The sequence below is a fragment of the Xanthomonas arboricola pv. juglandis genome (assembly GCF_905367715.1).
Lineage (GTDB): Bacteria > Pseudomonadota > Gammaproteobacteria > Xanthomonadales > Xanthomonadaceae > Xanthomonas > Xanthomonas arboricola.
Map to the genome: position 1 here is coordinate 4,180,997 of NZ_HG999362.1, position 26,956 is coordinate 4,207,952.

Here is a 26,956-nt window from a genome sequence, read left to right on the forward strand (position 1 = left end):
CTTTCACGATGACACGGCCTGCATGAGTCTGTTCCGCCAAGGCAGCCAATTCATGATCATTGGTGCCCTGCAGCTGGCGGTGGATTGCGGCATCTTCATCGCCGCCACCGCGGCCGGCATGCCCGCCGTGCCTGCCAATCTGCTCGGGCGGATCAGTGGCGCGGTGCTGGGCTTCTGGCTCAACGGCCGCTACACCTTTGCCCAGGAAGGCGGCGCACGTCTGGGTTGGCCGCGTTTTCGCCGCTTTGCGCTGATGTGGCTGGCGCTGACACTCATCAGCACCTGGCTATTGTCGATAACGGTGGATCTGGTCGGCCTGCGCCAGGCCTGGCTGGCCAAACCGCTGGTGGAAGGCGGCCTGGCGATCGTGTCGTTCTTCCTGGGCCGGCACGTGGTGTATCGCTGAGCGAGCGTCCCTGAGCCCAGGCAATGTTGGACCCGGCGCGTATCAGTGGCAGAAATCGCCCAGGCTGCGCACTAGTGCCGCGCGATGCAGCGCGTCCAGCTGCCATTGCGCGGCGTAATGGGCGGCGGCACGCGCGGTGCTGGTCGCGCATTGCGGCGCTGCACGTGCCGGCGCGACCTGGGCCAGTGCGTCGAGCAATTCACCTTGCAGTTGATCCAGACGCGTGCGCAGGCTCGCCAGATCCGGACGCGCCGTGTCCGGCGCGCGCCCGCGTTCGCGCCAGTGGTTCAACAACGCGTATTGCACCGCCTTGTTGGCCTCGATCTGCGCAGCAAAGAAGCGCGCCGCATCGTCGGCATCCAGCCCATGCGCAGGCGCCTGCTCGCGTACGCTCTGCAGCACTACCGCCTCGCGGGTCTGGTCCAGCACCGGCTTGCCGCTGTCCCACTTGCTCAGCGCCACCGCATCGCCGATGGCATTGCGTTGCACGATGCGATCCAGCAGCGGATCCAGCGGCGGCTGGCTGCGGGCCGGCAGCGCGCACCCCAGCATCGCCACGGCCAACAGGCCGCTCAGCGCATAACTACGAAAGCCATCGATCGTGCGGGTCATCGGGTGTTCCTCGACGTGCGTGAGTGAGAGGCCGCGCCGCCTGCAACCGGCGGCATGGCACAAGGCAGGCAGTGTGCCTGCTGTGCCCAGGCATGGAGGCGGCGCCACGCACGCGCAGCTCCAGAAACGAAAACGCCGACCCTGAGGTCGGCGTTTCCAGTCCACACCGGCGTGCGGCGCTGCATCGGGTATCACGTCTGCGTGCGCTAGCAAATGCGCGCACGCCCGCGTGCTTAGTGCTTGAGGTTGCGACGCAGGCGTTCCAGTGCCTGCAGCTGCACGGTCGCCTCGGCGAGCCGACGCTGCGCATCGGCCACATCCACCGTGTCGCCACGGTTGGCCAGCAGACGCTCGGCCTCTTCCTTGACCTTGCGCACGGCGGCTTCGTCGATGTCCTGCGCGCGCACCGCGGTGTCGACCAGCACGGTCACCACCTGTGGCTGCACTTCCAGGATGCCGCCAGAAATGGCGAAGTCCAGCTGTTCGCCGCTGGCAGTGGTGACCACCACCTTGCCCGGCTTCAGGCGCGTGATCAGCGGTGCGTGCTTGGGCGCGATGCCCAGCTCACCCAACTCGCCGGTGGCCACGACCAGCGTCGCCTCACCGTGGAAGATTTCCTTCTCGGCGCTGACGATGTCGCAACGGATAGTGCTCATGGTGCCTCACTCTGTGAGGCGGGGAATCGGGAATCGGGATTCGGGAATGGGAAGAGCGCCTGGCTACGCACGCTTCCTGGTTCCCGCACTCCGACTCGCCTACAACCCGCCTTTACGATTCCCGATTCCCGATTCCCGATTCCAGCCGCACAGCGGCTGGGATCCATCAGGCCTTGGCGCTCATCTTGTTGGCTTTCTCGACGGCTTCTTCGATGCTGCCGACCATGTAGAACGCCTGCTCCGGCAGGTGGTCGTACTCGCCGTCGCAGATCGCCTTGAAGCCGCGGATGGTGTCCTTCAGCGAGACGTACTTGCCCGGCGAGCCGGTGAACACTTCGGCCACGTGGAAGGGCTGGCTGAAGAAGCGCTCGATCTTGCGCGCGCGCGACACCGACTGCTTGTCTTCTTCGCTCAGCTCGTCCATGCCCAGGATCGCGATGATGTCCTTCAGTTCCTTGTACTTCTGCAAGGTCTGCTGGACGCGCTGGGCGGTGTCGTAATGCTCGGTGCCGATCACCAGCGGGTCCATCTGGCGGCTGGTGGAATCCAGCGGATCCACCGCCGGGTAGATACCCAGCGAAGCGATGTTACGGCTCAGCGTGACGGTGGAGTCCAGGTGGGCGAAGGTGGTCGCCGGCGACGGGTCGGTCAGGTCGTCCGCAGGCACGTACACGGCCTGGATCGAGGTGATCGAACCGCTCTTGGTCGAGGTGATGCGTTCCTGCAACACGCCCATTTCCTCGGCCAGGGTCGGCTGGTAGCCCACTGCCGACGGCATGCGGCCCAGCAGTGCCGACACTTCGGTACCGGCCAGGGTGTAGCGGTAGATATTGTCGACGAACAGCAGCACGTCCTTGCCCTTGCCGTTTTCGTCCTTCTCGTCGCGGAAGTACTCGGCCATGGTCAGGCCGGTCAGCGCGACGCGCAGGCGGTTGCCCGGCGGCTCGTTCATCTGGCCGTACACCATCGCGACCTTGTCCAGCACGTTGGAGTCTTTCATCTCGTGGTAGAAGTCGTTGCCCTCGCGGGTACGCTCGCCCACGCCGGCAAACACGGACAGACCCGAGTGCGCCTTGGCGATGTTGTTGATCAGCTCCATCATGTTGACGGTCTTGCCGACGCCGGCGCCGCCGAACAGGCCGACCTTGCCGCCCTTGGCGAACGGGCACATCAGGTCGATGACCTTGATGCCGGTTTCCAGCAGCTCGGTGCTGGAGGACTGGTCTTCATACGACGGCGCAGCGCGATGGATTTCCCAATGGTCCGACGCCTGCACGTCGCCGGCCTCGTCGATCGGACGACCCAGCACGTCCATGATGCGGCCCAGCGTCCCGGCACCGACCGGCACCGAAATCGCACGCTCGGTGTTGGTGGCCAGCAGGTTGCGCTTCAGGCCGTCGGTGGAGCCGAGCGCAATCGTGCGCACCACGCCATCGCCGAGCTGCTGCTGCACTTCCAGGGTGATTTCGGTGCCTTCGACCTTCAACGCGTGATAGACCTTCGGCACTTCATTGCGCTGGAATTCGACGTCGACGACCGCGCCGATGATCTGAACGATCTTGCCCTGACTCATTTGGATAACTCCACTAATGTCTGTTCGATTCTTGTGTCGGGAATAGGGAAACGGGAGTCGGGAATGGGAAGATCAAGTGCTGCTGCTTCGACCATTCCCGATTCTCCATTCCCTATTCCCGGCTATACGGCGGCCGCGCCGCTGACGATTTCCGAAATTTCCTGGGTGATCGCCGCCTGACGCGCCTTGTTGTAGACCAGTTGCAAGGTGCCGATCATCTTGTTGGCGTTGTCGCTGGCGGCCTTCATCGCCACCATGCGCGCAGCGTGCTCGGAGGCCACGTTTTCCAGCACGGCCTGGTATACCAGCGACTCGATGTAACGCGTCATCACGTGCTCCAGCACGGTCGCGGCATCGGGTTCGTACAGGTAATCCCAATCGTGATGGGCCACCTTGTGCTCGGCGGCCGGCAGCGGCAGCAGCTGATCGAAGCTGGCCTTCTGCGTCATCGTGTTCACGAAGCGGTTGTAGACCAGGTACACGCGGTCCACCTTGCCCTCGACGAAGGCATCCAGCATCACCTTGATCACACCGATCAACTGCTCGATCTGCGGGCTGTCACCCAGATGGGTGACGCTGCCGACCATGTTGACCTTGATGCGACGGAAGAACGCCGAAGCCTTCTGGCCGATGGTCACCACGTCGATCTCGGCGCCCTTGTCCTGCCACGGGCGCACTTCGCCCAGCATCTTGCGGAACAAGTTGTTGTTCAGACCGCCGGCCAGGCCGCGGTCGGAAGAGATCACGATGTAACCGACCCGCTTGACCTGCTCGCGCTCGACCAGGAACGGATGCTGGTAATCGGTGCTGGCCTGCGCCAGATGCCCGATCACCTGCTTCATCGCCAGCGCGTACGGACGCGAGGTCTTCATACGGTCCTGCGCCTTGCGGATCTTGGAGGCCGAGACCATTTCGAGCGCGCGCGTCACCTTGCGGGTGTTCTGCACGCTCTTGATCTTGGTTTTGATTTCGCGTCCGCCTGCCATACTCGCTCGCTTCGCTCGCTTAGTGGGAATGGGGAATCGTGAGTCGGGAATTGGCACAGCCAACCCGCTTTAACGATTCCCTATTCTCTATTCCCGATTCCCGCAGCTGGATTTACCAGCTGCCCGTGGTCTTGAACTCTTCGATGCCCTTCTTGAAGGCAGCTTCGATGTCGTTGTCCCAGCCGCCGGTGCTGTTGATCTTGGAGACCAGCTCACCCTGGGTGTTGGCGAAGTGCGCGTGCAGGCCTTCTTCGAACGCCAGCAGCTTGTTGACCGGCACTTCGTCGAGGTAGCCCTCGTTGACGGCATAGATCGACAGCGCCTGGTTGGCGATCGACATCGGCGCGTACTGCTTCTGCTTCATCAGCTCGGTGACGCGCTGACCGCGCTCGAGCTGCTTGCGGGTGGCTTCGTCCAGGTCCGAGGCGAACTGCGCGAACGCCGCCAGCTCACGGTACTGCGCCAGCGAGATACGGATGCCGCCGGACAGCTTCTTGATGATCTTGGTCTGGGCCGCACCACCGACGCGCGACACCGAGATACCGGCGTTCACGGCCGGGCGGATGCCGGCGTTGAACAGGTCGGTTTCCAGGAAGATTTGGCCGTCGGTGATCGAGATCACGTTGGTCGGCACGAACGCGGACACGTCGCCGGCCTGCGTTTCGATGATCGGCAGCGCGGTCAGCGAACCGGTCTTGCCGGTCACCGCACCGTTGGTGAACTTCTCCACGTACTCCTCGGACACGCGCGCAGCGCGCTCGAGCAGGCGGGAGTGCAGATAGAACACGTCGCCCGGATAGGCTTCGCGGCCCGGCGGACGCTTGAGCAGCAGTGAGATCTGGCGGTAGGCCACGGCCTGCTTGGACAGATCGTCGTACACGATCAGCGCATCTTCGCCGCGGTCCATGAAGTACTCGCCCATGGTGCAGCCGGCGTACGGGCTGATGTACTGCATCGCGGCCGATTCGGACGCGGTCGCAGCCACCACCACGGTGTGCGCCAGCGCGCCGTTCTCTTCGAGCTTGCGCACGATGTTGGCAACGGTCGAGGCCTTCTGGCCGATCGCCACGTACACGCACTTGATGCCGGTGCCCTTCTGGTTGATCACCGCATCGATCGCCAGCGCGGTCTTGCCGGTCTGGCGGTCACCGATGACCAGCTCGCGCTGGCCGCGGCCGATCGGGATCATCGCATCGACCGACTTGTAACCGGTCTGCACCGGCTGGTCGACCGACTTGCGCCAGATCACGCCGGGCGCAACGCGCTCAACCGGTGCGGTCTGGGTGGCGCCCAGCGGGCCCTTGCCGTCGATCGGCTCGCCCAGCGCGTTGACCACGCGACCGAGCAGTTCCGGACCGACCGGCACTTCCAGGATGCGGCCGGTGGTCTTGGCCACGTCGCCTTCGCGCAGGTTCTCGTAATCGCCCAGCACCACGGCGCCGACCGAATCGCGCTCCAGGTTCAGTGCGAGCGCGAAGGTGTTGTTCGGCAGTTCGATCATTTCGCCCTGCATCACGTCGGCCAGGCCGAAGATGCGCACGATGCCGTCGGACACGCTGGTCACGGAGCCTTCGTTGCGCGACTCTGCGGACAGCTTGACCGCCTCGATGCGGGTCTTGATCAGGTCGCTGATTTCGGAGGGGTTGAGCGTGGTTGCCATCGTTCAGTCCTAGGTGCCGGCCGCGAGGGCCATGCGTTTATGTGAATTCAGTGGGCGAGCGAGCTTTGCAGACGCGCAAGCTTGCCCTTCAGCGAGCCGTCGATGACCACGTCGCCGGTGTCGATCACCGCGCCGCCGATCAACGAAGCATCCACCGCGGTGGTGATGTCCACCTCGCGGCCGAAACGCTTCTTCAGCGCAGCAGCGATCGTGTCCAGTTCCGCCTGGCTCATTGCAGCCGCCGAGGTCACCGTCGCCTTGACGACGTGTTCGGCTTCGGCCCGCAGTTGTTCGTACAGTCCTGCCACTTCCGGCAGCAGCGACAGCCGCTGCGCGTCGGCCAGCAGGCCGAGGAAACGCAGATAGTCTTCGCTCGCCTGCGGCGGCGCCAGCAACGTCACTGCCTGATCCTGGCCCAGGGCCGGGTTGAGCAGCAGCGCGGCCACGCGCGGGTCGCCGGCCACCTGCGCCGAAAACGCCAGCGCATCAGACCAGGGCGCGAAGTTGCCGCCCTCACGCGCGATCGCAAACGCGGCGCGGCCGTACGGACGGGCAAGTGTGAGGGCCTGACTCATCGATTAAATCTCCGCCGCCAGCTCGTCGAGCAGCGCCTTGTGGGCGTTGGCATCGATTTCGCGCTTGAGCAGCTTCTCGGCACCGCTGACGGCCAGCACGGACACCTGCTTGCGCAGTTCCTCGCGGGCACGCGTGGCGGACGCGTCGATCTCGGTCTGCGCCAGATCCTTCTGACGGTTGGCTTCGGCAATTGCCTCGTGCTTGGCCGCTTCGATGATCTGGTTGGCGCGCGCATGGGCCTGATCGATGATCTCGTTGGCCTTGGTGCGTGCGTCCTTCAGTGCTTCGTTGACCTTTTCCTGCGCCTGCGCCAGATCCTTCTGACTGCGATCGGCCGCAGCCAGACCTTCAGCGATCTTTTGCTGACGCTCTTCGATCGCCTGCAGCAGCGGCGGCCAGATCTTGGTCGCGACGATCCAGATCAGACCGGCGAAGGCCAGCGCCTGGGCAAAGATGGTAAGGGTGATATCCATGGGTCGCTCAATCGCTGTTTAGGGGTGAAAGCGCCACCGCATGGCGACGCTTTCCGACCTTCATCCGCGGACGCAACCGCGCACGGTTGCCTCCACATCCTGCTACCGCTGGATCAGCCGGCAGCCTGCGACAGACGCTCGATGAACACCTGGGCCAGCGGGTTGGCGAAGGCGAACAGCAGGCCGACGGCGACGCTGATGATGAACGCGGCGTCGATCAGGCCGGCGGTGATGAACATGCGGACCTGCAGCACCGGGATCAGTTCCGGCTGGCGCGCAGCCGATTCCAGGAACTTGCCAGCCATGATGGCCAGACCGAGGCCGGCACCCAGCGCGGCCAGGCCGATCATGATGCCGACGGCGAGGACGGTGGAGCTCTGGACTTGAGCGAGGTTGGTCAGGACGGCGAGGTACATGGTGATCTCCGAACGAAAGTTTCTAAGGGTGATGGATGAATCGGGGTGAAGCGTATGAAGGGTGCAGCGAAACTCAGTGACTGTCTTCGGCAAGGCTCAGATACACGATCGACAGCATCATGAAAATGAAGGCCTGCAGCGGAATCACCAACAGGTGGAACAGCATCCAGCCGAGGCCGAATACGCCGCCAGCGACCATGCCGGCGATGCCCGCACCGCCCAGCACCCAGATCAGCAGGAAGACGATCTCGCCGCCGAACATGTTGCCGAACAGTCGCATCGCCAGCGAAATCGGCTTGCTCAGCCACTCGACGATGTTCAAAAGCAGATTGAACGGCATCATCCACTTGCCGAACGGCGCCGTCAGGAATTCCTTGGTCATGCCGCCCACGCCCTTGGAGCGCAGCGAGAAGACGATCATCAGGAAGAACACGCTGATCGACATGCCCAGGGTGGCATTGACGTCGGCGGTGGGCACCGGCTTCCAGGCGTGGATGCCGGCCCAGCCCAGCGGGATGGCGATGAAATCGGCGGGGATCATCTTGATGAGGTTCATCAACAGGATCCAGAAGAAGATGGTGATCGCGATCGGCGTCACCAGCTTGCTGCTGCCGTGATAGGTGTCCTTGGCCTGGCGGTCGACGAACTCCAGGCAGATCTCGACAAACGCCTGCCACTTGCCCGGCACGCCAGCGGTGGCATTGCGAGTCGCCGTCCAGAACGCGAAGACCATCACCAGGCCCATCAACACCGCCATGACCAGGGTGTCGACGTGGATGGTCCAAAACGTGCCGCCACCCTCGCGAACCGGATAGATCAGGTTCTGCAAGTGATGCTGGATATAGGAGGTAGGTGTTGCTGCCTCGCCCGCCATGTGTCCGGAGCCCTTTAAGTTCGAATCAACGCCTGGCCAAAGCCAGAACCTGAAAAATCAGCCCGATGGCGATACCCGCCAGCAAGGCCAGAGGAGGCAGCCGCCACAGGCCGAAGCCAAGCGCCAGCGCCACGAAAACCAACACCCACTTCAACACCATCGCCAGGATCAGCCGGACCATGGCAATGCCGGCTGCCTGAATACCGCCACCTAGCGCGGTACGTGCTGCCACCCAACCGCCCAGCACCGTCGCAAACCCGGTCAATGCCAGACCGGCAGAGTAACGGGGACCGACCAACAGCAACCCCAGACTGGTTATAGCTACAGCGGCAAGCGGATATACCGCAGCGCGCAGCATCAACCGCCGACCCGCGTCAACGGAGTTCAGCACTACGGTTACCTTACGTGTGAATGAGTGGGAAGCGCAGATGCGCTTCGTCGAGCCGCGAAAGTATAGCAATGGGACAAATTGCGAGACAACCGGCAGAGGTCATCCGTTGCTGCGTCGCACCATACAGGGGTTGCAGCAGCGGGTGGGAACTTTGCCACAAACCGGCGGTCATAACCGGCGAGGCCTGCACATCCTCGTCGAAAGGTCCTGCCGCAGGTCGCGTATGGGAGCCCCGGAGCACCGGGGCTCCTGCTTTTTACGCATTTTGTCGCACCCTGCGACCTTCCCATCGGCGGTCCAATCGGCTCCATCGTGCTGCGACACCGGCCGTACCGCTTCGCCATTGGCGCCCGGATTGCGCGGTCTACGACTAAAGTCTGACAGCCCACAGCAGCGGACCGTTTTGTCCGATTGCTATCTCGGCCTTCACAGCAATGCGACAGCTCCTTCACTTATGGAAGACGCGGTGTTATCGAAGATGCGCCGCACAGGCCGAACCGCCTGACCATTCCAAGAATTCGGAGCTCCCCATGAAACACCTTCTCGCACTGGCCATCCCGTGCGTATTGGCTGCCGCCTACGCCGCGCCGGCGCACGCCGAAGATACCGATGACCGCTTCCAGCTCCGTCTGGGTGCGATGAACGTCGACAACGACAACACCATCCGTGGCAACACGCTGGTGGCGGGCAACAACGTGTCGGTCAACGAAGACTTCAAGCTCGGCGGCAAGGAATGGGAGCCGCGCGTCGATGGCGTGTTCCGCATCAGCACCCGCCAGCGCCTGATCTTCGATTACTTTAAGTACGACAAGGATCGCCGCGAGACCCTGACCCAGGACATCAGCGGCGGTGGCGTCACCGTGCCGACTGGCAGCTTCATCAAGGGCGAGCTGAAGTATCAGGTTGCCACCCTGGTGTATGACTACTCGGTCATCGACTCGCCGGAATTCAGCCTGGGCCTGCAGATCGGCGCCGAGTACGCCAAGGTCGAAGCCAACGCATACGCCGACCTGGGTAGCGTCTTCAGTGGCGACGTGCTGGACGAAAGTGAAGACGGCGTTGCGCCGGTGGTCGGCATCCGCTTCACCGCACGTCCGAGCGAGCATTGGCTGTTCAACGTGCAGGGCCAGTACCTCAACACCAGCTGGGGCGACTTTGGCGATTACGACGGCGACCTGAGCCGCGCCAACGCGATTGCCGAATACCGCTTCACCAAGAACTTCGGCATCTTCGCCGGCTACGACTGGTTCAAGCTCGACGTCGACCAGCGCGGCAGCGACGGCCTGATCGGCCTGAAGCAGGAGTTCAAGGGCCCGGTTGCAGGCGTGACGTTCGCGTTCTGATCTGCTTCGCAGCCTTGTGATTGATGACGCCCCGCCTTGTGCGGGGCGTTGTCGTTTTGGCCGTAAAAATACGGCTTGAGCCTGCGCGCGCTATCCATGGCAGCACGCGCATGTGATTGCAGGCGCGCACGGTGGATCTGCTGCATAAGCTGCTGCACAGGCCGGTTACGCAAGGTCGCGATGCGTCGTTCAACGCAGCTGCGCGCCGCCTCAATCGAGCACGCGCTCGCCGCCCTTGATCACGCTGTCCACCTGCATCAACACGTTGACGTCCTGCAGCGGATCGCCGTTCACCGCGATCAGATCCGCGTAGCGGCCCGGGGCGATCGCACCGACATCGGCAGTGCGCCCAAGGGCCTCGGCCGCTTCGGTCGTTGCGGCACGGATCGCCTCCAGCGGAGTCATGCCCCACTCCACCATCTTGGCGAACTGGCGTGCGTTGTCGCCGTTGGGATAGACGCCGCCATCGCTGCCGAATACCAGCTTGACCCCGGCCGCGTGCGCGGCGCGAAAGGTTTCGCGCTGCTTGCGCCCGATCTGGCGTTCCTTTTCCAGCGACTCGGCGAACAGGCCGTTCTTTTCGCCTTCGGCCAGGATGTAGTCGTCGTTGTAGATGTCCATCGAAAACCAGGTGCCGTGCGCCTTGGCCAGCTTGAAGGATTCGACGTCGGCCAGGCTGGCGTGCTCGATGGTGTCGGCACCGGCACGGATCGCATCGTTGATGCCGGAGGTGCCATGCGCATGCACGGCGACCTTCAATCCCAGCCGATGCGCTTCGTCGACCAGCGCGCGCATTTCTTCCAGGCTGTACTGCTGCCCGCCGACGCTGTCGGTCTTGGACAGCACGCCGCCGGTGCCACAGAACTTGATCACTTCTGCGCCGTACTTGCGCAGCGTGCGTACCGCGGCGCGGATCGCGTCCGGGCCATCGGCAACGCCGGGGCCGCTGACGCGCACCGATGGCGGAAATTCGGTGGCATCGCAATGACCACCGGTCGCGCCGATGCCGTAGGTGGCCGGTACGATACGCGGGCCGGGCACGGTGCCGTGCTCGATCGCCTGCTTGAGCGCAACGTCGTCGTAATTGAGCGAGCCGACATTGCGCACCGTGGTAAAGCCTGCGCGCAGCGTTCTGGCCGCATTGGCCACCCCGACCACGGTCCAGAAGTTGTCGGTGTACTCCAGGCCCTTGTAGCCGCCCAGCGTGGGATCCACGGTGAGATGCACGTGCATGTCGATCAGGCCCGGCAGCAACGTGCGCTCGCCCAACTCGATGCGCTGCGCCTGTGCCGGCAGCGGGTCGCCTTGCCGGCCGACGCGGGTGACACGGCCAGCGACCACCTCGATCTGCGGCCGTTCCAGATAGCGGCCGGCCTGCACATCCAGCAAGCGCGCAGCAGTGATGACGGTGGTCTGAGCGTGCGCGCTCAGCGAGGCGCACAGGCAGCCAGCAGCGGCAAGCAACACCGGCAAACGCATCTTCAACATCATGGTCATCCCTGAGTCGCGAACGGCGTGTCCGCGCACCGATGGTGCAAGCGTGATGGGGGCTGCGCAAGCGGCGGCGCAGCGCTGCCGTTCAAACCAGCGTGCTGCCACGCATGGCGTCGGCAACCCTGCCGACCACACGCTGCATGCAGTAGCGCGTTTCGCCCAGGGCGTTGCCGGTTACGTGCAGCGTCTTGAAGCGGCTGTGCGACCGAAGCAAGTCATCACCAGACAGAGGCGAACGACGCGCGGCAGTCGTTCGTATGCCTGCCATAGCCCGCTCACAGCAGCGCTCACGCGCAGTCGTGCCCGAAACGACAACGCCCCGCGCGGGGCGGGGCGTTGTCGCTAGCAAGTGCTGACGTGCGCTTACTTCTTCTTCGGGATGTACAGGTCGGTGATGGTGCCGTCGTAGACCTCGGCGGCCATGCCGACCGATTCGCTCAGGGTCGGATGCGCGTGGATGGTGTGGCCGATGTCTTCGGCTTCGGCGCCCATCTCGATTGCCAGGCCGATCTCAGCCAGCAGATCACCGGCATGCACGCCGACTATGGCGCCACCGATCACGCGGTGGGTTTCTTCGTCGAAGATCAGCTTGGTGAAGCCTTCGGTGCGGCCGATGCCGATCGCGCGGCCACTGGCGGCCCACGGGAACTTGGCCACGCCGACCTTCAGGCCCTTGGCCTTGGCCTCGGTCTCAGTCACGCCGACCCAGGCGATTTCCGGGTTGGTGTAGGCAACCGACGGAATCACCCGCGCCACCCATTCCTTCTTCTCGCCGGCAGCCACTTCGGCGGCCAGCTTGCCCTCGTGGGTGGCCTTGTGCGCCAGCATCGGGTTACCGACGATGTCGCCGATGGCGAAGATGTGCGGCACGTTGGTGCGCATCTGCCGATCGACCGGGATGAAGCCGCGCTCGGTGATGGTGACGCCGGCCTTGTCGGCGCCGATCTTCTTGCCGTTGGGCGTGCGGCCAACCGCCACCAGCACGCGGTCGTAGGCGGTGGCCTGCAGACCCGGCTTCTCGCCCTCGGTGGCCGCTTCGAACGACACCGTGATGCCGCTGGCGTCGGCCTTGACGTCGGTGGCCTTGGTCTTGAGATGGACCTCCACGCCCTGCTTCTTCAGGCGATCTGCCAGCGGCTTGACCAGGTCCTTGTCGGCGCCCGGCATCAGCTGGTCCATGAACTCGACCACGGTGACCTTGCTGCCGAGCGCGCTGTACACCGTGGCCATTTCCAGGCCGATGATGCCGCCGCCGACCACCAGCAGGGTCTTGGGAATGTCGTGCAGTTCCAGCGCGTCGGTGGAGTCCATCACGCGCTTGTCGTCCCACGGGAAGTTCGGCAGCTTCACCGCCTGCGAACCGGCGGCGATGATGCAGTGCTCGAAGCGCAGCAACTGAGTCTTGCCGTCGTCGCCGACGATCTCCAGCTCGTTGGGCGACACGAACGATGCCACGCCGGTGACGGTGCGCACCTTGCGCTGCTTGGCCATGCTGGCCAGGCCGCCGGTGAGCTTGCCGACCACCTTTTCCTTGTACTCGCGCAGCTTGTCCAGGGTGATCCTGGGCTGGCCGAAGTCCACGCCGAAATCGCCGGCGTGCGCCACTTCGTCGATCACCGCGGCGGCATGCAGCAGCGCTTTGGACGGGATGCAGCCGACATTGAGGCAGACCCCGCCCAGGCTGGCGTAGCGCTCGATCAGCACCGTATCCAGGCCCAGGTCGGCGGCGCGGAATGCGGCGGTGTAGCCGCCAGGGCCGGCGCCGAGCACCACCATCTTGCATTCGATATCGGCCGGCTTGCCGCTGGCCAGCGCCGGCTTGGACGGCGCCGGTTCGGCCGGCGCGCGATGCGACGGCGTTACCGGCGGCTTGCTGCCGGGCGCGGCGGCAGGCGCCGCAGCCGCCGGTGCGGGCTTGCTGTCGGCCTTGGCGGGCGCAGCCGGTGCGGCGGCCTCACCTTCGGCTTCCAGCAGCAGCACCAGCGCACCTTCGGACAGGCTGTCACCCACCTTGACCTTGAGCTCCTTGACCACGCCGGCGGCCGAGGACGGCACTTCCAGCGTGGCCTTGTCCGACTCCAGCGTTACCAGGCCCTGATCCTTGACCACGCTGTCGCCGACGGCGACCAGCACTTCGATGACGGGGACATCGCTGTAATCGCCGATGTCGGGAACCTTGATTTCAATGACCGCCATTTGCTTCTCCTGTGGCTCAACCGGCCGTGCCGGCAAGCGTCTGCTGGAGTTCATCCAGCGACGATTCGATTTGGGTCCAGCGCTTGTCGCGCTTCTTTTCCTTGCCTTCGCTGGCTTCGATCAGCAACGCGGCCTGCTGCAGCAGCAACTCGCCGGCGCCGCAGCTCGGGCGGGTGCCGCTGTAACGCACGCCATCGACCTGGAACGACAGCACCTCGCCCTCGCTCACCGGCGCGCTGCGACCGCTCGGCGCCAGTTGCGTCAGTGCGCCGGTCCAGTTGCTGACCAGGCGCCTTGCCAACGCCGCCGGAATCGGGATCTCGACCGTTTCCGGGGTTTGCTCGGTGCGGAACTGCACGCTGCCACGATCGCTCTGGCTGACCCAGCTGTAGACGCGCTCGTCGGCGCGGCTATGCCGCAAAGTCCAGTCGGCACCGTCCTTGCCCGGCACGAGCGACACGCCGCTTTCCACGCCGCGGGTAGGCAGCGTCAGCAGCGACAGGCTCGGCCTGGTGCCGGCGTCGAGCAGCGTGGTCACCGCGGTGCCGTAGTTGCCCACCGCCGGCGGCCAGCCGCGCCCGAGCGTGCTCTCGCACTCGCGTGCCGCCGCGGATACCCACGGCAGCACGCCCAGCAGGGCGAAGGTCAGCAGCGCTGCTCTCACAGCAGGACGCGGCGCATGTCTGCCAGCACCTGGCTGAGGTAGGTGGTGAAGCGTGCGGCCAGCGCGCCGTCGATGACGCGGTGGTCGTAGCTCAACGACAGCGGCAGCATCAGCTTGGGTGCGAACTCCTTGCCGTTCCACACCGGCTGCATCGCCGACTTGGACACGCCCAGGATCGCCACCTCCGGCGCATTGATGATCGGCGTGAATGCCGTACCACCGATGCCGCCCAGCGAGCTGATCGAGAAGCAGCCGCCGCTCATGTCGGCCGGGCCGAGCTTGCCGTCGCGCGCCTTCTTGGCCAGCTCGCCGCTTTCCTGCGCGATCTGCAGCACGCCCTTCTTGTCGACGTCGCGGATCACCGGCACGACCAGGCCGTTCGGGGTGTCGGCGGCGAAGCCGATGTTGATGTACTTCTTCAGCGTCAGGTTCTCGCCGGCCGCATCCAGCGAGGCGTTGAACTCGGGGAACTTCTTCAACGCGGCGGCGCTGGCCTTGACCAGGAAGGCGAGCATGGTCAGCTTGATGCCGGCCTTCTCGTTTTCCTTGTTCAGCGCCACGCGCAGGGCTTCCAGGTCGGTGATGTCGGCCGATTCGAACTGGGTGACGTGCGGAATCATCGCCCAGTTGCGTGCCAGGTTGGCACCGGAAATCTTCTTGATGCGCGACAGCGGCTGGGTCTCGGTCTCACCGAACTTACTGAAGTCCACCTTCGGCCAGGCCAGCAGGTTCAGGCCGTTGCCACCACCGGCCGGTGCGGCACCGGCTGCGGCAGGCGCGCCGCCGCTGAGTGCGGCCTTGACGAAGCGCTGCACGTCCTCACGGGTGATGCGGCCGCCCTTTTCGCTGCCCTTGAGCTGGTTCAGATCCACGCCGAGCTCGCGTGCGAACACGCGCACCACCGGGCTGGCGTAGGCCACCTTGGACGGCAGCACGCTGTCGGCGTCGAAGGTCACCGGCGGGCTGGACGGCTGCCCGGCCGACGGCTGACCGCCCTGCGCAGGCTGCGCGGCCTCGCTGGACCGGGCGCCCTGCACCTGCGCGATCTCGCGCTGGGCCAGCTTGTCCGGCACCGCAGACACGGCGACCGGCTCGACCTTGCCGGCGGTTTCGGCGGTGTCGGTGGTGTCGGTGGTGGGCTTGGCCGGAGACTTCGCCGCACCGGCGCCGCCATCGCTGGCAGCGATGATCGCCACCACATTGCCCTGCGAGAGCGTATCGCCAACCTTGACCTTGAGTTCCTTGACCACACCAGCGGCCGAGGACGGCACTTCCATCGTGGCCTTGTCCGATTCCAGCGTGACCAGGCTCTGGTCCTTGGCGACGGTATCGCCGACGGCGACCAGCACCTCGATCACCGGGATGTCGGTGTAATCGCCGATATCGGGCACGCGGGCCTCGACCAGGCCGCCGTCCGAGGACGCGGCAGGCGCAGCCGGCTCGGCCTTGGCGGCAGGTGCCGGCGCGGCAGCGGGCGCAGCCTTGGCCGGGGCGGCCGGGGCGGCGGCCGGGGCGGGTGCGGCGGCGGTTTCGGCGCCGGCGTCGGCCACTTCGATCAGCGCGACCAGCGCGCCCTGCGACAGCGAATCGCCGACCTTGACCTTGATCTCCTTGACCACGCCGGCCACCGACGAGGGCACTTCCATCGTGGCCTTGTCCGATTCCAGCGTGACCAGGCTCTGGTCCTTGCTGACCGTATCGCCGACCGACACCAGCACCTCGATTACCGGGACATCGCTGTAGTCACCGATATCGGGGACAAGTGCTTCCTTGATTTCGGCCATACGGGGAACTCCGGCAACAGAATGGGGAAACCCCTATTGTGGCCGGCTGCGGGCCGCAGCGCCAACCATTGCCGTGGAAAAAGTCGCGCACCGGACGGGATGCAGCGTTCGCCGGCGCATGCGCCGGATCATTTCGACGCGCGTCGATCGACCCGCAACAGTTGCAGTGGCTCGCCCGAGGGCAAACGATACGCCAGCGCATTGTCCAAGCCGTCGAGCGCCTCGACCCGCGTGCACAGTTGCTGCGCGCGTGGCCGCAACGCCCGCGCCTGCGGCTCGATCAGGCGCTCGATGCGCGTTTCCACCCCTTCCAGCGACCGCAGCTGCAGATCGTTTCCGGTCAGTGCCGACTGCACCGCACCTGCGACGACATCGCCGATCAGCTGCGGCAGCAGCTCGGCCACCATCGCGCCGATGTCGTCATCGATATCGATCGAGGTGAGCTGGCTCTTGCCGAAACTCTGCTTCAGGCGGGTGTCGATCTTTTCGCGCGCGGCCGCCAGCTGCACGCGCGTGGCCTCGGGGCTGCGGCTAAAGCCGGCCGCCACCTCGCCCAGCGCGGTGACGGCGATGTCGGCCGCTTCGCGCCCGACCTCCTGCGCCAGCGGCACCACGTCGCGGGTCTGCCGCTCGAACTGGATCAACCGCGCGCGATCGTCCGCGCTCACCGCGACCCAGCGGTCGTCGACGAACAACGCGCCCTGACGCATCACCAGTCGCTGCGGCGTGCCCGACGCGCGGATCAGGATCAGGCTGCGCGGGTTGAGCGTGAGGTCGTAGTCGCTGCTGACGTTGCAGTGCAGATCGTCGGCGCTGGCAGCCGGTACGGCGACCAGCAGGCCCAGCAGCAGGCCCGCTGCCATCGGTAGTGCGTGCTTGATCGCCATCTGGTCGCTTCCGTTGATGCGTTGGCTGCAGCATGCCTGCACGGGAGCGGCACTTGCCCGTGCCGGACGCTGGCATGACTTCCGGCCGGTGGCTGGACCCTGACCAACACGGCCGGCGTTGCGGTGGTGACAGGTCGGCCAACTCCGCCCCGACGCAGGCACATGGCTCGCACGGCGCTATTGGCTCACTGATGTCTTCACTCATGGATTGGTTGCGCGGCGATCCGACGTCATTAATCCAGCGCGTCGCGCAGCGGCTGCCAGGCCGCGCACAGCCGTGGCAGCGACCATGCTGCATTGGCCGGGCTGGTGGACGGCAAGGCCCATACCGGCACCGTATGCAGGGCGATCGGCAGCAGCGGCTGCACATGGCGGCGCCATGCCTGCGCGGCGGCCGCCCCGTTGCAGGCGACCGCGCGCAGCTGCGGCAGCGTCGCCAGCCGCGCCGCCAGCGGATTGACCACGATGCTGCTGGCGACGATGGCGGTATCCAGGCTGCCGCGCCGCTCGCATTGGCCGATCACATCCCACAGGCCGACCTTGCAGCCGGCCAGTGCCTGCAGGCGCGCCGGATACGCCAACCCGGCATCGATGCCCAGCAGTTCCTGCATCAGCGGCCAGAAACGGTTGCGCGGATGGGCGTAGTACATCGCCGCGTGCAACGAGGCGTTGCCCGGCATCGAGCCGAGCACCAGGACACGGCAATCGTTAGGAATGTGCGCTGGAAGGCCCTGCAACAGGTCGGTTTTCGTCACGGCGATCGCATCTGCGTGAATGTCTTTTTCAGCTTGCCTGTTGCAGCCACGGCCTTCTCCGGAAACTTGCTGAACAAACGAAATTTTAGCGAGCCACGGGTGGGCGTGGATTCAGATTTTCAGGAATAGCTTTGGCGCGGCCCACTCCACGGGCCTAACAAGAACACTGAGGAGACCCCCAATGCGTGCCATTTCCATCCTGAGCCTGGCTGCCGTATCCGCACTTGCGTTTGCGCCGTCGGCATTTGCACAAGACACCACCTACACCGGCGACACCTCCTCGGCTTCCACCAGCGCCGATAGCGCTTCCGGAAAGCATTGGGCGGTGGTCGGCGGTGTTGCTCTGATCAAGCCGAAGAACGATCCGGCTCCCGGCCTGGACGTCGATGGCGGCCCGGCACCGACGCTGAGCGCCAGCTACTACATCAACGACAACTGGGCCGTTGAGCTGTGGGGCGCCGCCGACAAGTTCAACCACCGTGTCAACGCCGATGGCGTGGGCAAGATCGGTACCGTCGAGCAGCAGCCGATCGCCATCAGCGGCCAGTACCACTTCGGCCAGGCGGATAACGTGTTCCGTCCGTTCGTGGGCGTGGGCTACTACGAGTCGAACTTCAGCAACGAGAAGATCGACGCGGCGTCGGCCACCGGCCAGCACGTGGGCCTGGACACCGCCAAGGGTGTCATCGGCACCGTCGGCGTGGACATGAACATCAACTCCACCTGGTTCGCACGTGCCGACGCCCGCTACATGCGTTCGCGTCCGGAACTGCGCGTGGGCGGCCAGGGCACCGGCAGCGAGCTGGAACTGGATCCGTGGACCGTCGGCTTCGGCGTCGGCGCGCGCTTCTAAGCACGCCGGCAAGCGACGTTTCAGTCGAACAAAAAACGGGCCGCAAGGCCCGTTTTTTATGCTTTGAAATCGTGGCGCCGCCCGCTCAGCGCCAGTAGACGCTGCCGCGAAGGCGCGCGCTGCGCCAGCGCCACCACAGCAAGGTGGCATAGGCGAGCGCATAGCCGAGCAGTACGCCGGCCGCGCCCAACAGGCTGGCGTGACTGAGCCACCCTTCCGTGGGCCAGGCAGCACCCTGCCAGGTGCTGCGCCACCCCTGCACCATGCCGGCGATCACACGTACCACCACCAGCGCGGTCAAGGCCAGCACCAGCCACAGGTTGGGCCGGTAGAACAGCCCCTGCTGGGTGCGCTCGAAGCGGGTCAGACGCAGTGCCAGCAGCCCCAGTGCCAGCCCGCAGGCCCAGCCGAAGGCGGCATGGCTGATCGCGCCGGGCCAGAACGCGGCGGCGATCAACACGAAGATCACGAACAGCACGGTGGAAAGGCCGGCCGAGACCAGATTGATCATCAACAGCCAGCCGCGTGCCTGCCGCCGCGCGGTGCCGACACGAAAGCGCTGCACCAGCGACAACGGCAACAGCACCGCGAACACCGCCAGGGCGATGATCACGGCCAGCGGTATGGCGAGGAGAAGTGGCATCACATGCTCGGTGGCGGTGAAGAGTGGTTGGCAACCCGTAACGCGCGGACGTCAGGTGAACGTGGACGGCGCGCAGCAACCGGCATGTCCGCGGGGTGCACGCCGATGCCAAGAGCCGGCAGCACTCGCCCGGCGGTGAGCGCGGTCGGTCTGATCGCCGCTCTTAGAACGCCGGCAACACTGCGCCTTTGTACTTCTGCTCGATAAACGCCTTCACTTCCGGGCTGGTCAAGGCCTTGGCCAGCTTCTGCACGCGCGGGTCGTCCTTGTTGTCCGGGCGCGAGACCAGGAAGTTCACGTACGGCGAATCCTTGCTCTCGATCGCCAATGCGTCGCGGGTTGGATTGAGGCCGGCGTCGAGCGCGTAGTTGGTGTTGATCAGTGCCAGGTCGACCTGGTCGAGCACGCGCGGCAGCATCGCCGAATCGAGCTCGCGGAACTTCAGCTGCTTGGGGTTTTCGACGATGTCGCGCTGGCTGGACAGGGCATTGCTCGGGTCCTTGAGTTTGATCACGCCCGCCTTGTCGAGCAGGATCAGCGCGCGGCTGTTGTTGCTCGGGTCGTTGGGAATCACCACGTCGGCGCCGTTGGGCAGTTCGGCCAATGCCTTGAACCGGCGCGAATACGCGCCGAACGGCTCGATATGCACGCCGACCACAGTCACCAGCTGGCTCTTGCGGTCGCGGTTGTAGGCATCCAGGTACGGCTCGGTCTGGAAGTAGTTGACGTCGATCTGCTTCTGCACGACCTGGTCGTTGGGCTGCACGTAGTCGTTGAACACGCGCACGTCCAGCTTGACGCCCTGCTTGGCCAGCAGCGGTTCGACCACCTCCAGGATCTCGGCATGCGGCACCGCGGTGGCGGCCACCGTCAGTGTGTCGCCGCCGCTGCTACTACCGCTACCGCCACAGGAGGCCAGGGCCAGCGTGGCCGCAGCCAGGAGGGAACGAAACGCGAATGTGCTCATGTGGGGGTCCGTGGGAGGAGGAATGCGGCACTGCCGCAAGCGCTAAACCTAGCAGACCGCGGGTGTAGCGGCGATCGGCCCGTGTGCTTGCTTGGCCCTGCGCGCGCCGGCAACACGCGATCGCGGTCGAGCTCAGCGCCGGCTGTAGCGCGCCACCAGCCAGTCGCCCAGCATCTGCAGCAGCTGCACCAGCACCAGCAGGGCGATCACGGTGATCAGCGCGACATCCGAATGCGAGCGCAGGTAGCCCTCGCGGTACGCGACATCGCCCAGCCCGCCGGAGCCGATCGCACCGCCCATCGCGGTGAAACCGATCAGCGCAATGGTGGTCACGGTGGCGCCGGCGATCAGGCCCGGGCGCGCTTCGGGCAGCAGCACGCGCAGCACCAGCTGGCGGGTGGTGGCGCCCATCGCCTGGCTGGCTTCGATGATCCCGCGGTCCACTTCGCGCAAGGCGGTTTCCACCAGCCGCGCGTAGAACGGTGCGGCGCCGACCACCAGCGGCAGGATCGCGCCGCGCACGCCCAGCGAGGTGCCCATCAGCATCAGCGTGAGCGGAATCATCGCGATCATCAGGATGATGAAGGGCACCGAGCGCAGCAGGTTGATCAGTGCCGCGAGCACGCCGTACAGCACCGGGCGGCGGCGCAGCTGCGGGGCACCGCACAGGAACAGCGCAACGCCCAGCGGCAGGCCGATCAGCAGCGTCAGCGGCAGCGCACCGGCCAGCATCAGCAAGGTATCGAGCGTGGCCTGGCCGATGTCGCCCCACTTGGCGGCATCGAGATTGCGGAAAAACCCGCTTGTCGTGGCGATCAGAGTCATACGCGCAGATCCTCCACGTGCACGCCGGCGGCGACGAAGCCGGCGCGTGCCGCGTTATGGTCGCCGCCGGTCAGCGCGACGATGAGCTGGCCATACGGGGTGTCCTTGATGCGGTCCACGCGCCCGGACAGGATGTTGTAGTCCACCCCGGTCTCGCGGGCGATACGGCCCAGCACCGGTTCGTAGGTGCCGTTGCCCAGGAAGGTCAGCCGCACGATGCGCCCGCCCACCGCGGCGAAGTCGCGATGCAGCTCGGCCTCGTCCACGTGCTCGGCTTCGGACACGAAGCGCCGGGTGGTGGCGTGCTGCGGGTGCAGGAACACCTCGGTCACCGGGCCGGTTTCCACCAGCTTGCCGGCATCCAGCACCGCGACGCGGTCGCAGACGCGGCGGATCACGTCCATCTCGTGGGTGATCAGCACGATGGTCAGGCCCAGCTCGCGGTTGATCTGCGCCAGCAGCTGCAGCACCGAGGCGGTGGTCTGCGGGTCCAGCGCGCTGGTGGCCTCGTCGCACAGCAGGATCTGCGGCCGGGTGGCCAGCGCGCGCGCAATGCCCACGCGTTGCTTCTGCCCGCCTGACAGCTGCGCCGGATACTTGCTGGCATGCTGCTCCAGCCCGACCCGTGCCAGCAGCTCGGCCACGCGCGCATCGACCTCGGCGCGCGGGGTGCCGGCCAGTTCCAGCGGAAACGCCACATTGCCGGCCACGCTGCGCGAGGACAGCAGGTTGAAGTGCTGGAAGATCATCCCGACACGCCGGCGCAGCGCGCGCAGGCCCTGGCTGTCCAGCGCGGTGACGTCCTCGTCGCCGATCAGCAGCCGCCCGCCGCTGGGTTCTTCCAGCCGGTTGATCAGCCGGATCAGGGTCGACTTGCCGGCACCGGAATGGCCGATGATGCCGAACACCTCGCCGGGGCCGATCCGCAGATCGAGTGGATGCAGCGCCACGATCTGGCGACCGTCAACGGAATAAGACTTGTGCAGCCGCTGAAACTGGATCACCGCGCGTGGCCGATTGGGGGGCCGTGAAGCCTACCAGTCAATGTTTGCGGACGATATTCCAATGAGTTCTAAGTTAGGGATTGGGGAGTCGGGATTGGGGATTGGTTAGAGCAACGGCAAGGTGCTCTGGACTTTTGCGAATCCCAAATCCCCAATCCCGACTCCCTAATCACGGCTTATCCAACGACATCGGCCGATCCGCCTTGCGGATCCGCTCCCGGCGCAGCAGATACAGCCCGCTGGCGACGATGATGCCGGCGCCGGTCCAGGTCCAGCTGTCGGGCAGGGTCTGCCACAGCAGCCAGTCCAAGCCGATCACCCAGACCAGGCCGGTGTATTCCAGCGGCGCGATCATCGAGGCCTCGCCGCGCAGAAAGGCCTGGGTCAGCGCGATCTGCCCCAGCGCGCCAGCCAGGCCCATGCCGGCGATCAGCCAGGCGTGCTCGCCCCGCAACGGCACCCAGTCGGGAATGGCCAGCAGGCCGGCGCCGACCGCCATGAACAGCAGGAACGACACCACCATCGCCTGCGGGGTGTCGGTGCGGGTCAGCAGACTCACGCTGATGGCGGCGATGGCATAGGCGGTGGCCGCCAGCAGCACCATCAGCCCGGGCAGCGAGATCAGCCCGTCCACGCCCGGGCGCAACACCACGATCACCCCGACCAGGCCGATGCCGATCGCCGTCCAGCGGCGTGGCCCGACCCGCTCGCCCAGCAACGGCACCGACAGTGCCGCCACCAGCAGCGGGGCGACGAAATACAGCGTGTAGGCGGTCGACAGCGGCATGCGCTTCAGGCCGTAGACGAAGCAGCCGATCATCACCATGCCCAATACCCCGCGCAGCAGGTGCAGGCCCCAGCGCACCGGCACGATCGAACGCGGGCCGGCCGTGGCAAATACCCACACCAGCACGAACGGCAGCGAGGCGGCGCCGCGCAGCAGGGTGACCTGCAGCGGCGGGTAATGCGCCGACAGCAGCTTCATTCCCGCGTCCATCAGCGAGAAACAGGCCACGGCGGCCACCATCCAGGTGATGGCGGGAAGCGGAGAGCGGGTGGTGGGCATGGACCATTATCGCTGCGCGTGTGCGCAGACTGGCAACCCTGTGTCGACAGGGGCGACGACGCGATGCCCTAGAATGGCGGCTGTTTACAGACAGCAGGAGCTTTGCATGCCTTCCTTCGACGTGGTGTCCGAAGTCGACAAGCACGAACTGACCAATGCGGTGGACCAGGCCAACCGCGAGCTGGATACGCGCTTCGATTTCAAGGGGGTCGAGGCCAGGTTCGAGCTGGAAGACGGCAAGGCGATCAACCAGTCCGCACCCAGCGATTTCCAGGTCAAGCAGATGACCGACATCCTGCGCGCGCGCCTGCTGGCGCGCGGCATCGACGTGCGTTGCCTGGAGTTCGGCGACATGGAAACCAACCTGGCCGGTGCGCGCCAGAAGGTCACCGTCAAGCAGGGCATCGAGCAGAAGCAGGCCAAGCAGCTGGTGGCCAAGCTGAAGGAAGCCAAGCTCAAGGTCGAGGCGCAGATCAATGGCGACAAGCTGCGCGTGAGTGGAAAGAAGCGCGACGATCTGCAGGATGCGATGGCGCTGCTGAAGAAGGCCGACTTCGAGCTGCCGCTGCAGTTCGACAACTTCCGCGACTGAGCACGCGTGGTGGCTGACACGGCGCCTTGTCGTGCCGCACTGTGCAGGCGGGCCGCGCAGCGCGATGTGTCGGCTGTCCGCTACCCGGGCATCGGCCACGCGCGCGCCGGCGCGTTACGGATCTGATGCAAGCATGCGCGGCCTGCTCTCCAGCCTGTTGCAACGCGCGCACCTGGCCACGGTGCCGCAGGCGCCGCCCGCTGCCGGGACGGCGTGCGCCATGACGCACGCACAGCCACGCATCGAAGCCGGCTCGACGCTGCATACGTTGGCCGGGCTGGACCCGCTGGCGGCCGCGGCGTTTGCCGATGCGTTTGCGGTGGAAGTGCAGCGCGCCATCGCCAGCTGCACGCTCGGCCAGGCCAGCACCACCCAGGCGCAGGCACTGGAGCAGATCCATTCGCTCAAGAACACGCTCTCGCTGACCGGCTCTGCCGAACTGCTGAACGCCTGCGACCAGTTGCGCGGCGATGTCGACGGCGGCGAACCCGGGTCCGCGCTTGCGCAGCGCTACGCCGCAATTGCGACCGCGGCCGGCCTGCTGGTCGAGAATTACCGGCGCACCCTCCCCAACGACGACACCGCCCCCGATGCGTAGTGGATCCAACCGCGCGGCGCCCGGCCTGATTCTGGCCGCCCGGCAGCTGCGCAACGACAGGCTGGTGCGGCTGTTCGAATCGTTCCTGGAATATCGCGCCTGCGTCGGCCGGGTGATCGTTCAGACCATCGTGGCGCTGTGGTGCTTCGGCTGGCTGTACGGGCCGCAACCAGTGCTGGTCAGGGATGCACAGGCGGTCTTCCCCACCGCGGCGACGCTGTGGATGGTGGCGGTGGTCTGGATGGTGCTGGTGCGACGCAGGATCATCCCGCCGGGCGAGTGGCTGGATGCGATCGGGTTTGCGATGAACCTGCTGTTCATCGGCATCCAGACCTATCTGGCCTTCATCCTGCTGATGTCGCTGAACGCCTTCCTGCCCTTTATCACCATCGCCGCGGTGGCGCGCTATGGGCAGAAGGCGACGCTGCCGGTGCTGCTCAGCACCTTCGTGCTGATGCTGCTGACCGCGCCGGCCGGCTACTGGCTGTCGCGGCCGGCCTACTTCGTGTATGCGGTGGCGCTGAGCGTGGTGCTGCCGCTGCTGGTGGCGCGCATCGTCAGTGCAATGCAGGAGATCGCCCTGCAGGCGCTGGCCGCGCGCGATGCGCAGAGCCGCTTCATCAGCACCATGAACCACGAACTGCGCACGCCGTTGAATGCGGTCATCAACTGCGCGCAACTGATCGACAGCGACACCTTGTCGGCGCAACAGCGCGAACTGATGCAGGCGGTGACGGTCAATGCAATCGCGCTGCGGCATCGGGTGAACGAAGTGATCGACGTGGCCAGCATCGACGGTGGCCGGCTGCAGCTGCACAGCAAGCCGCTGAGCCTGCTCGACGTGCTGGCCACGGTCAAAGCGGTGTGCGCGAGTGCAGCGTCGACCAAGGGCGTGGCGCTGGCGCTGCGCAGCGATGCCGCGCAGACGCCTGACCTCATCGGCGACGAGGGGCGTATCGAACAGGTCATCACCAACCTGGTCATCAATGCGATCAAGTTCACCCCGGCCGGTGGCGCGGTCGACGTGCTGATCGCCGCCACGCAGGTGCAGCAGCGCTGGACGATCGCGGTGACCGTGACCGATACCGGCATCGGCATCCCCGACGCCCAGAAGGCCTATATCTTCACGCCCTTCACCCAGCTCAGCACCGGTTTCAGCCGTGCCGAGGGCGGGGTCGGGCTGGGCCTGTTCATTGCGCTGTCGGTGTCCGAGGCGATGGGCGGCAGCCTGAGCGTGCGCGACAACCCCGGCGGCGGCAGCGTATTTCGCTGGACCTTCGCACTGGCCGCCGCCGCGGCGCAAGGCTGCCGCCCGCCGGCGCTGCGCGAGGCCCTGCAACAGCATGCCGCGACGGTGCCGCCGTTGCATTGCCTGGTGTTCGAGGACATGGACACCAATCGGCTGGTGATCGGCAATCTGCTCACCCGCGCCGGGCACCGGGTGAGCTTTCACAGCGATGGCAGCAACGCGGTGCAGCGCATCCGCGAGGCGGCGCCGGACCTGGTGTTCCTCGACCTGCACATGCCCGGCACCTCGGGCTGGGACGCGCTGGGTGAGGCGCGCGCGGCGATCGCCGCGCTGCCGCCGATCATCGTGCTGACCGCCGACACCCGCACCGATTCGATGCGCGAGGCCACCGCGGCCGGCGTGGCCGGCTATCTGTCCAAACCGATCAACGCACACCAATTGCTGGCCATCCTCGCCGCGCATGCCCCCCATGCAACAGGCTGACCTGAAACCGGGCAACGCGGCACGCCGGCACTGGCACACCGCCGCGCAGACGCGCACGCCGCTGGCGCTGCTGTACCTGCACGGGTTCACCGCCAGCCCGGGAGAAGCCGGCGAACTGCCCGAGCAGATCGCCGATGCGCTGGCTGCCAACCTGTACGTGCACCGTTGGCCCGGGCATGGCCGCAGCGCCGCCGATGCGATGCAGGGGCTGACGCCGGCAGCGTTGCAGGCCTCGGCCCTGGATGCACTGGCGCAGGCACAGCACATGGGTGCACGCGTGGCGATCGTTGGCTCGTCCATGGGTGCCACGCTGGGCTTATGGCTTGCGGCGCAGCGCCCCGACGCGGTGGCTGCGGTGGTCGCCTGGTCACCGGGCATCCGGCCGGCCGACCCGGCGCTGCTGGATCAGGTCTGCGCCGCGCAAACGCCCTTGACCGACCCGCGCCCGCGCACCGCCGCGTCCCTGGCGTTCTGGTCCAGCACCATCCACCCGGATGGATTCCGCGCGCTGCGCAGCCTGTTCGACGCGGTTGCCGCCGATCCACCGTGGCCACGCGTGCAGTGCCCGGTGTTTCTGGGCTATTACCGCGCTGCCAATGGCGAGGAGGATCCCACCGCCTCGGTGCCGGCGATGCTGGCGATGTTCGCTGCGCTCGGCAGCGCGCCGGAGCACACCTGCGCGATGGCCTTCGACACCGGCGCGCATGCGATCGGCTCGCCGCACAAGACCCCGCACGCCGATAAAGTTGCGCAGGCATCGAGTGCGTTTCTGCGCGCGCATGTCGGCGCAAACACGCATGCGGATGCCACCTAGGCCGCGTCAGTGCTGCAACTGCTGCAGTTCTCCCCGCATTCCGCCAAGCGCCGGCTCCGCACTGCACCACACCGGCACAGGCGGCCGCGCCGGCAGCGATCGCATACACTGGCCCA

General features: G+C 66.0%; 28 protein-coding genes. 7 read left to right on the plus strand and 21 right to left on the minus strand.

Annotation, left to right across the window (positions count from 1 at the left end):
- Positions 1–22: 22 nt before the first annotated feature.
- Positions 23–406, plus strand: coding sequence for a GtrA family protein (locus KHN93_RS17910; RefSeq protein WP_024938402.1), 384 nt, complete (start codon positions 23–25; stop codon positions 404–406).
- 42 nt (positions 407–448) lie between these two features.
- Here the strand turns inward: KHN93_RS17910 and KHN93_RS17915 are convergent, their stop codons facing one another.
- The 10 genes from KHN93_RS17915 to KHN93_RS17960 form a co-directional block, all read right to left on the minus strand.
- Positions 449–1,018: a chorismate mutase gene (locus KHN93_RS17915; protein ID WP_024938403.1), complete on the minus strand. Its 570-nt coding sequence runs from the start codon at positions 1,016–1,018 to the stop codon at positions 449–451.
- A 233-nt stretch (positions 1,019–1,251) separates the two neighbouring features.
- Positions 1,252–1,674: a F0F1 ATP synthase subunit epsilon gene (locus tag KHN93_RS17920; protein WP_024938404.1), complete on the minus strand. Its 423-nt coding sequence runs from the start codon at positions 1,672–1,674 to the stop codon at positions 1,252–1,254.
- A gap of 166 nt (positions 1,675–1,840) precedes the next feature.
- On the minus strand, positions 1,841–3,247 hold the full coding sequence (atpD, locus tag KHN93_RS17925; protein WP_016901010.1) for a F0F1 ATP synthase subunit beta: 1,407 nt from the start codon (positions 3,245–3,247) through the stop codon (positions 1,841–1,843).
- Between the two features lie 122 nt (positions 3,248–3,369).
- Positions 3,370–4,233 carry a F0F1 ATP synthase subunit gamma gene (atpG, locus tag KHN93_RS17930; protein WP_211920957.1) on the minus strand — a complete coding sequence of 288 codons (864 nt, stop codon included), beginning with the start codon at positions 4,231–4,233 and terminating at the stop codon, positions 3,370–3,372.
- Positions 4,234–4,345: 112 nt separating this feature from the next.
- Complete coding sequence (atpA, locus tag KHN93_RS17935; RefSeq protein WP_039525261.1) at positions 4,346–5,893, minus strand: F0F1 ATP synthase subunit alpha; 1,548 nt, start codon at positions 5,891–5,893, stop codon at positions 4,346–4,348.
- A 47-nt stretch (positions 5,894–5,940) separates the two neighbouring features.
- A complete protein-coding gene (locus tag KHN93_RS17940; RefSeq protein WP_016901013.1) occupies positions 5,941–6,468 on the minus strand; it encodes a F0F1 ATP synthase subunit delta in 528 nt (175 codons plus the stop codon).
- Positions 6,469–6,471: 3 nt separating this feature from the next.
- Positions 6,472–6,942, minus strand: coding sequence for a F0F1 ATP synthase subunit B (locus KHN93_RS17945; RefSeq protein ID WP_016901014.1), 471 nt, complete (start codon positions 6,940–6,942; stop codon positions 6,472–6,474).
- A 113-nt stretch (positions 6,943–7,055) separates the two neighbouring features.
- The gene (gene atpE, locus KHN93_RS17950; protein WP_002814105.1) at positions 7,056–7,358 is read right to left on the minus strand and encodes a F0F1 ATP synthase subunit C; all 303 of its coding nucleotides are present in this window, start codon (positions 7,356–7,358) and stop codon (positions 7,056–7,058) included.
- A gap of 73 nt (positions 7,359–7,431) precedes the next feature.
- Positions 7,432–8,232 carry a F0F1 ATP synthase subunit A gene (atpB, locus tag KHN93_RS17955; protein WP_016901015.1) on the minus strand — a complete coding sequence of 267 codons (801 nt, stop codon included), beginning with the start codon at positions 8,230–8,232 and terminating at the stop codon, positions 7,432–7,434.
- A gap of 25 nt (positions 8,233–8,257) precedes the next feature.
- On the minus strand, positions 8,258–8,623 hold the full coding sequence (locus KHN93_RS17960; RefSeq protein WP_016901016.1) for a hypothetical protein: 366 nt from the start codon (positions 8,621–8,623) through the stop codon (positions 8,258–8,260).
- A gap of 530 nt (positions 8,624–9,153) precedes the next feature.
- Here KHN93_RS17960 and KHN93_RS17965 point away from each other — a divergent pair.
- Positions 9,154–9,966, plus strand: a complete 813-nt coding sequence (locus KHN93_RS17965; protein WP_026064024.1) for a hypothetical protein — start codon at positions 9,154–9,156, stop codon at positions 9,964–9,966.
- Positions 9,967–10,176: 210 nt separating this feature from the next.
- On the opposite strand, the gene KHN93_RS17970 is transcribed toward KHN93_RS17965, so the two are convergent.
- From KHN93_RS17970 to KHN93_RS17995, 6 genes are all read right to left on the minus strand, one after another.
- Positions 10,177–11,454 carry a Xaa-Pro dipeptidase gene (locus tag KHN93_RS17970; protein WP_280518746.1) on the minus strand — a complete coding sequence of 426 codons (1,278 nt, stop codon included), beginning with the start codon at positions 11,452–11,454 and terminating at the stop codon, positions 10,177–10,179.
- Between the two features lie 369 nt (positions 11,455–11,823).
- Entirely contained in the window at positions 11,824–13,656 is a 1,833-nt protein-coding gene (gene lpdA / locus KHN93_RS17975) for a dihydrolipoyl dehydrogenase (RefSeq protein ID WP_039518769.1), read from the minus strand.
- Positions 13,657–13,672: 16 nt separating this feature from the next.
- On the minus strand, positions 13,673–14,320 hold the full coding sequence (locus KHN93_RS17980) for a hypothetical protein (protein WP_211920959.1): 648 nt from the start codon (positions 14,318–14,320) through the stop codon (positions 13,673–13,675).
- The gene (locus KHN93_RS17985) at positions 14,317–16,104 is read right to left on the minus strand and encodes a dihydrolipoyllysine-residue acetyltransferase (RefSeq protein WP_211920961.1); all 1,788 of its coding nucleotides are present in this window, start codon (positions 16,102–16,104) and stop codon (positions 14,317–14,319) included. Before KHN93_RS17985 ends, KHN93_RS17980 begins: the two co-directional genes overlap by 4 nt.
- Before the next feature lie 128 nt (positions 16,105–16,232).
- Positions 16,233–16,991, minus strand: a complete 759-nt coding sequence (locus KHN93_RS17990) for a DUF2884 family protein (RefSeq protein ID WP_211920963.1) — start codon at positions 16,989–16,991, stop codon at positions 16,233–16,235.
- Between the two features lie 233 nt (positions 16,992–17,224).
- Complete coding sequence (locus tag KHN93_RS17995; protein WP_425600185.1) at positions 17,225–17,752, minus strand: DNA-deoxyinosine glycosylase; 528 nt, start codon at positions 17,750–17,752, stop codon at positions 17,225–17,227.
- 175 nt (positions 17,753–17,927) lie between these two features.
- Between KHN93_RS17995 and KHN93_RS18000 the strand changes: the two genes are divergently transcribed.
- Positions 17,928–18,599: an OmpW/AlkL family protein gene (locus KHN93_RS18000; RefSeq protein ID WP_016901022.1), complete on the plus strand. Its 672-nt coding sequence runs from the start codon at positions 17,928–17,930 to the stop codon at positions 18,597–18,599.
- An 85-nt stretch (positions 18,600–18,684) separates the two neighbouring features.
- Here the strand turns inward: KHN93_RS18000 and KHN93_RS18005 are convergent, their stop codons facing one another.
- The 5 genes from KHN93_RS18005 to KHN93_RS18025 form a co-directional block, all read right to left on the minus strand.
- A complete protein-coding gene (locus KHN93_RS18005) occupies positions 18,685–19,242 on the minus strand; it encodes a CcdC protein domain-containing protein (RefSeq protein WP_024940264.1) in 558 nt (185 codons plus the stop codon).
- A 163-nt stretch (positions 19,243–19,405) separates the two neighbouring features.
- A complete protein-coding gene (locus KHN93_RS18010; protein WP_104560109.1) occupies positions 19,406–20,209 on the minus strand; it encodes a MetQ/NlpA family ABC transporter substrate-binding protein in 804 nt (267 codons plus the stop codon).
- A 132-nt stretch (positions 20,210–20,341) separates the two neighbouring features.
- On the minus strand, positions 20,342–21,034 hold the full coding sequence (locus KHN93_RS18015; RefSeq protein WP_024940266.1) for a methionine ABC transporter permease: 693 nt from the start codon (positions 21,032–21,034) through the stop codon (positions 20,342–20,344).
- Positions 21,031–22,038 carry a methionine ABC transporter ATP-binding protein gene (locus tag KHN93_RS18020; protein ID WP_024940267.1) on the minus strand — a complete coding sequence of 336 codons (1,008 nt, stop codon included), beginning with the start codon at positions 22,036–22,038 and terminating at the stop codon, positions 21,031–21,033. The genes KHN93_RS18015 and KHN93_RS18020 overlap by 4 nt, the downstream gene beginning before the upstream one ends.
- Positions 22,039–22,207: 169 nt before the next feature.
- Entirely contained in the window at positions 22,208–23,104 is an 897-nt protein-coding gene (locus KHN93_RS18025; protein WP_039525238.1) for a DMT family transporter, read from the minus strand.
- 106 nt (positions 23,105–23,210) lie between these two features.
- Between KHN93_RS18025 and KHN93_RS18030 the strand changes: the two genes are divergently transcribed.
- The 4 genes from KHN93_RS18030 (at position 23,211) to KHN93_RS18045 (ending at position 26,840) form a co-directional block, all read left to right on the plus strand.
- Positions 23,211–23,696 (plus strand): YajQ family cyclic di-GMP-binding protein, encoded by a 486-nt coding sequence (locus tag KHN93_RS18030; protein WP_016903460.1) that lies wholly within the window; start codon positions 23,211–23,213, stop codon positions 23,694–23,696.
- 133 nt (positions 23,697–23,829) lie between these two features.
- The gene (locus KHN93_RS18035) at positions 23,830–24,294 is read left to right on the plus strand and encodes a hypothetical protein (RefSeq protein ID WP_024940269.1); all 465 of its coding nucleotides are present in this window, start codon (positions 23,830–23,832) and stop codon (positions 24,292–24,294) included.
- A complete protein-coding gene (locus KHN93_RS18040; RefSeq protein ID WP_104560112.1) occupies positions 24,287–26,026 on the plus strand; it encodes an ATP-binding response regulator in 1,740 nt (579 codons plus the stop codon). Before KHN93_RS18035 ends, KHN93_RS18040 begins: the two co-directional genes overlap by 8 nt.
- The gene (locus KHN93_RS18045; RefSeq protein WP_211920965.1) at positions 26,013–26,840 is read left to right on the plus strand and encodes an alpha/beta hydrolase; all 828 of its coding nucleotides are present in this window, start codon (positions 26,013–26,015) and stop codon (positions 26,838–26,840) included. The genes KHN93_RS18040 and KHN93_RS18045 overlap by 14 nt, the downstream gene beginning before the upstream one ends.
- Positions 26,841–26,956 lie beyond the last annotated feature (116 nt).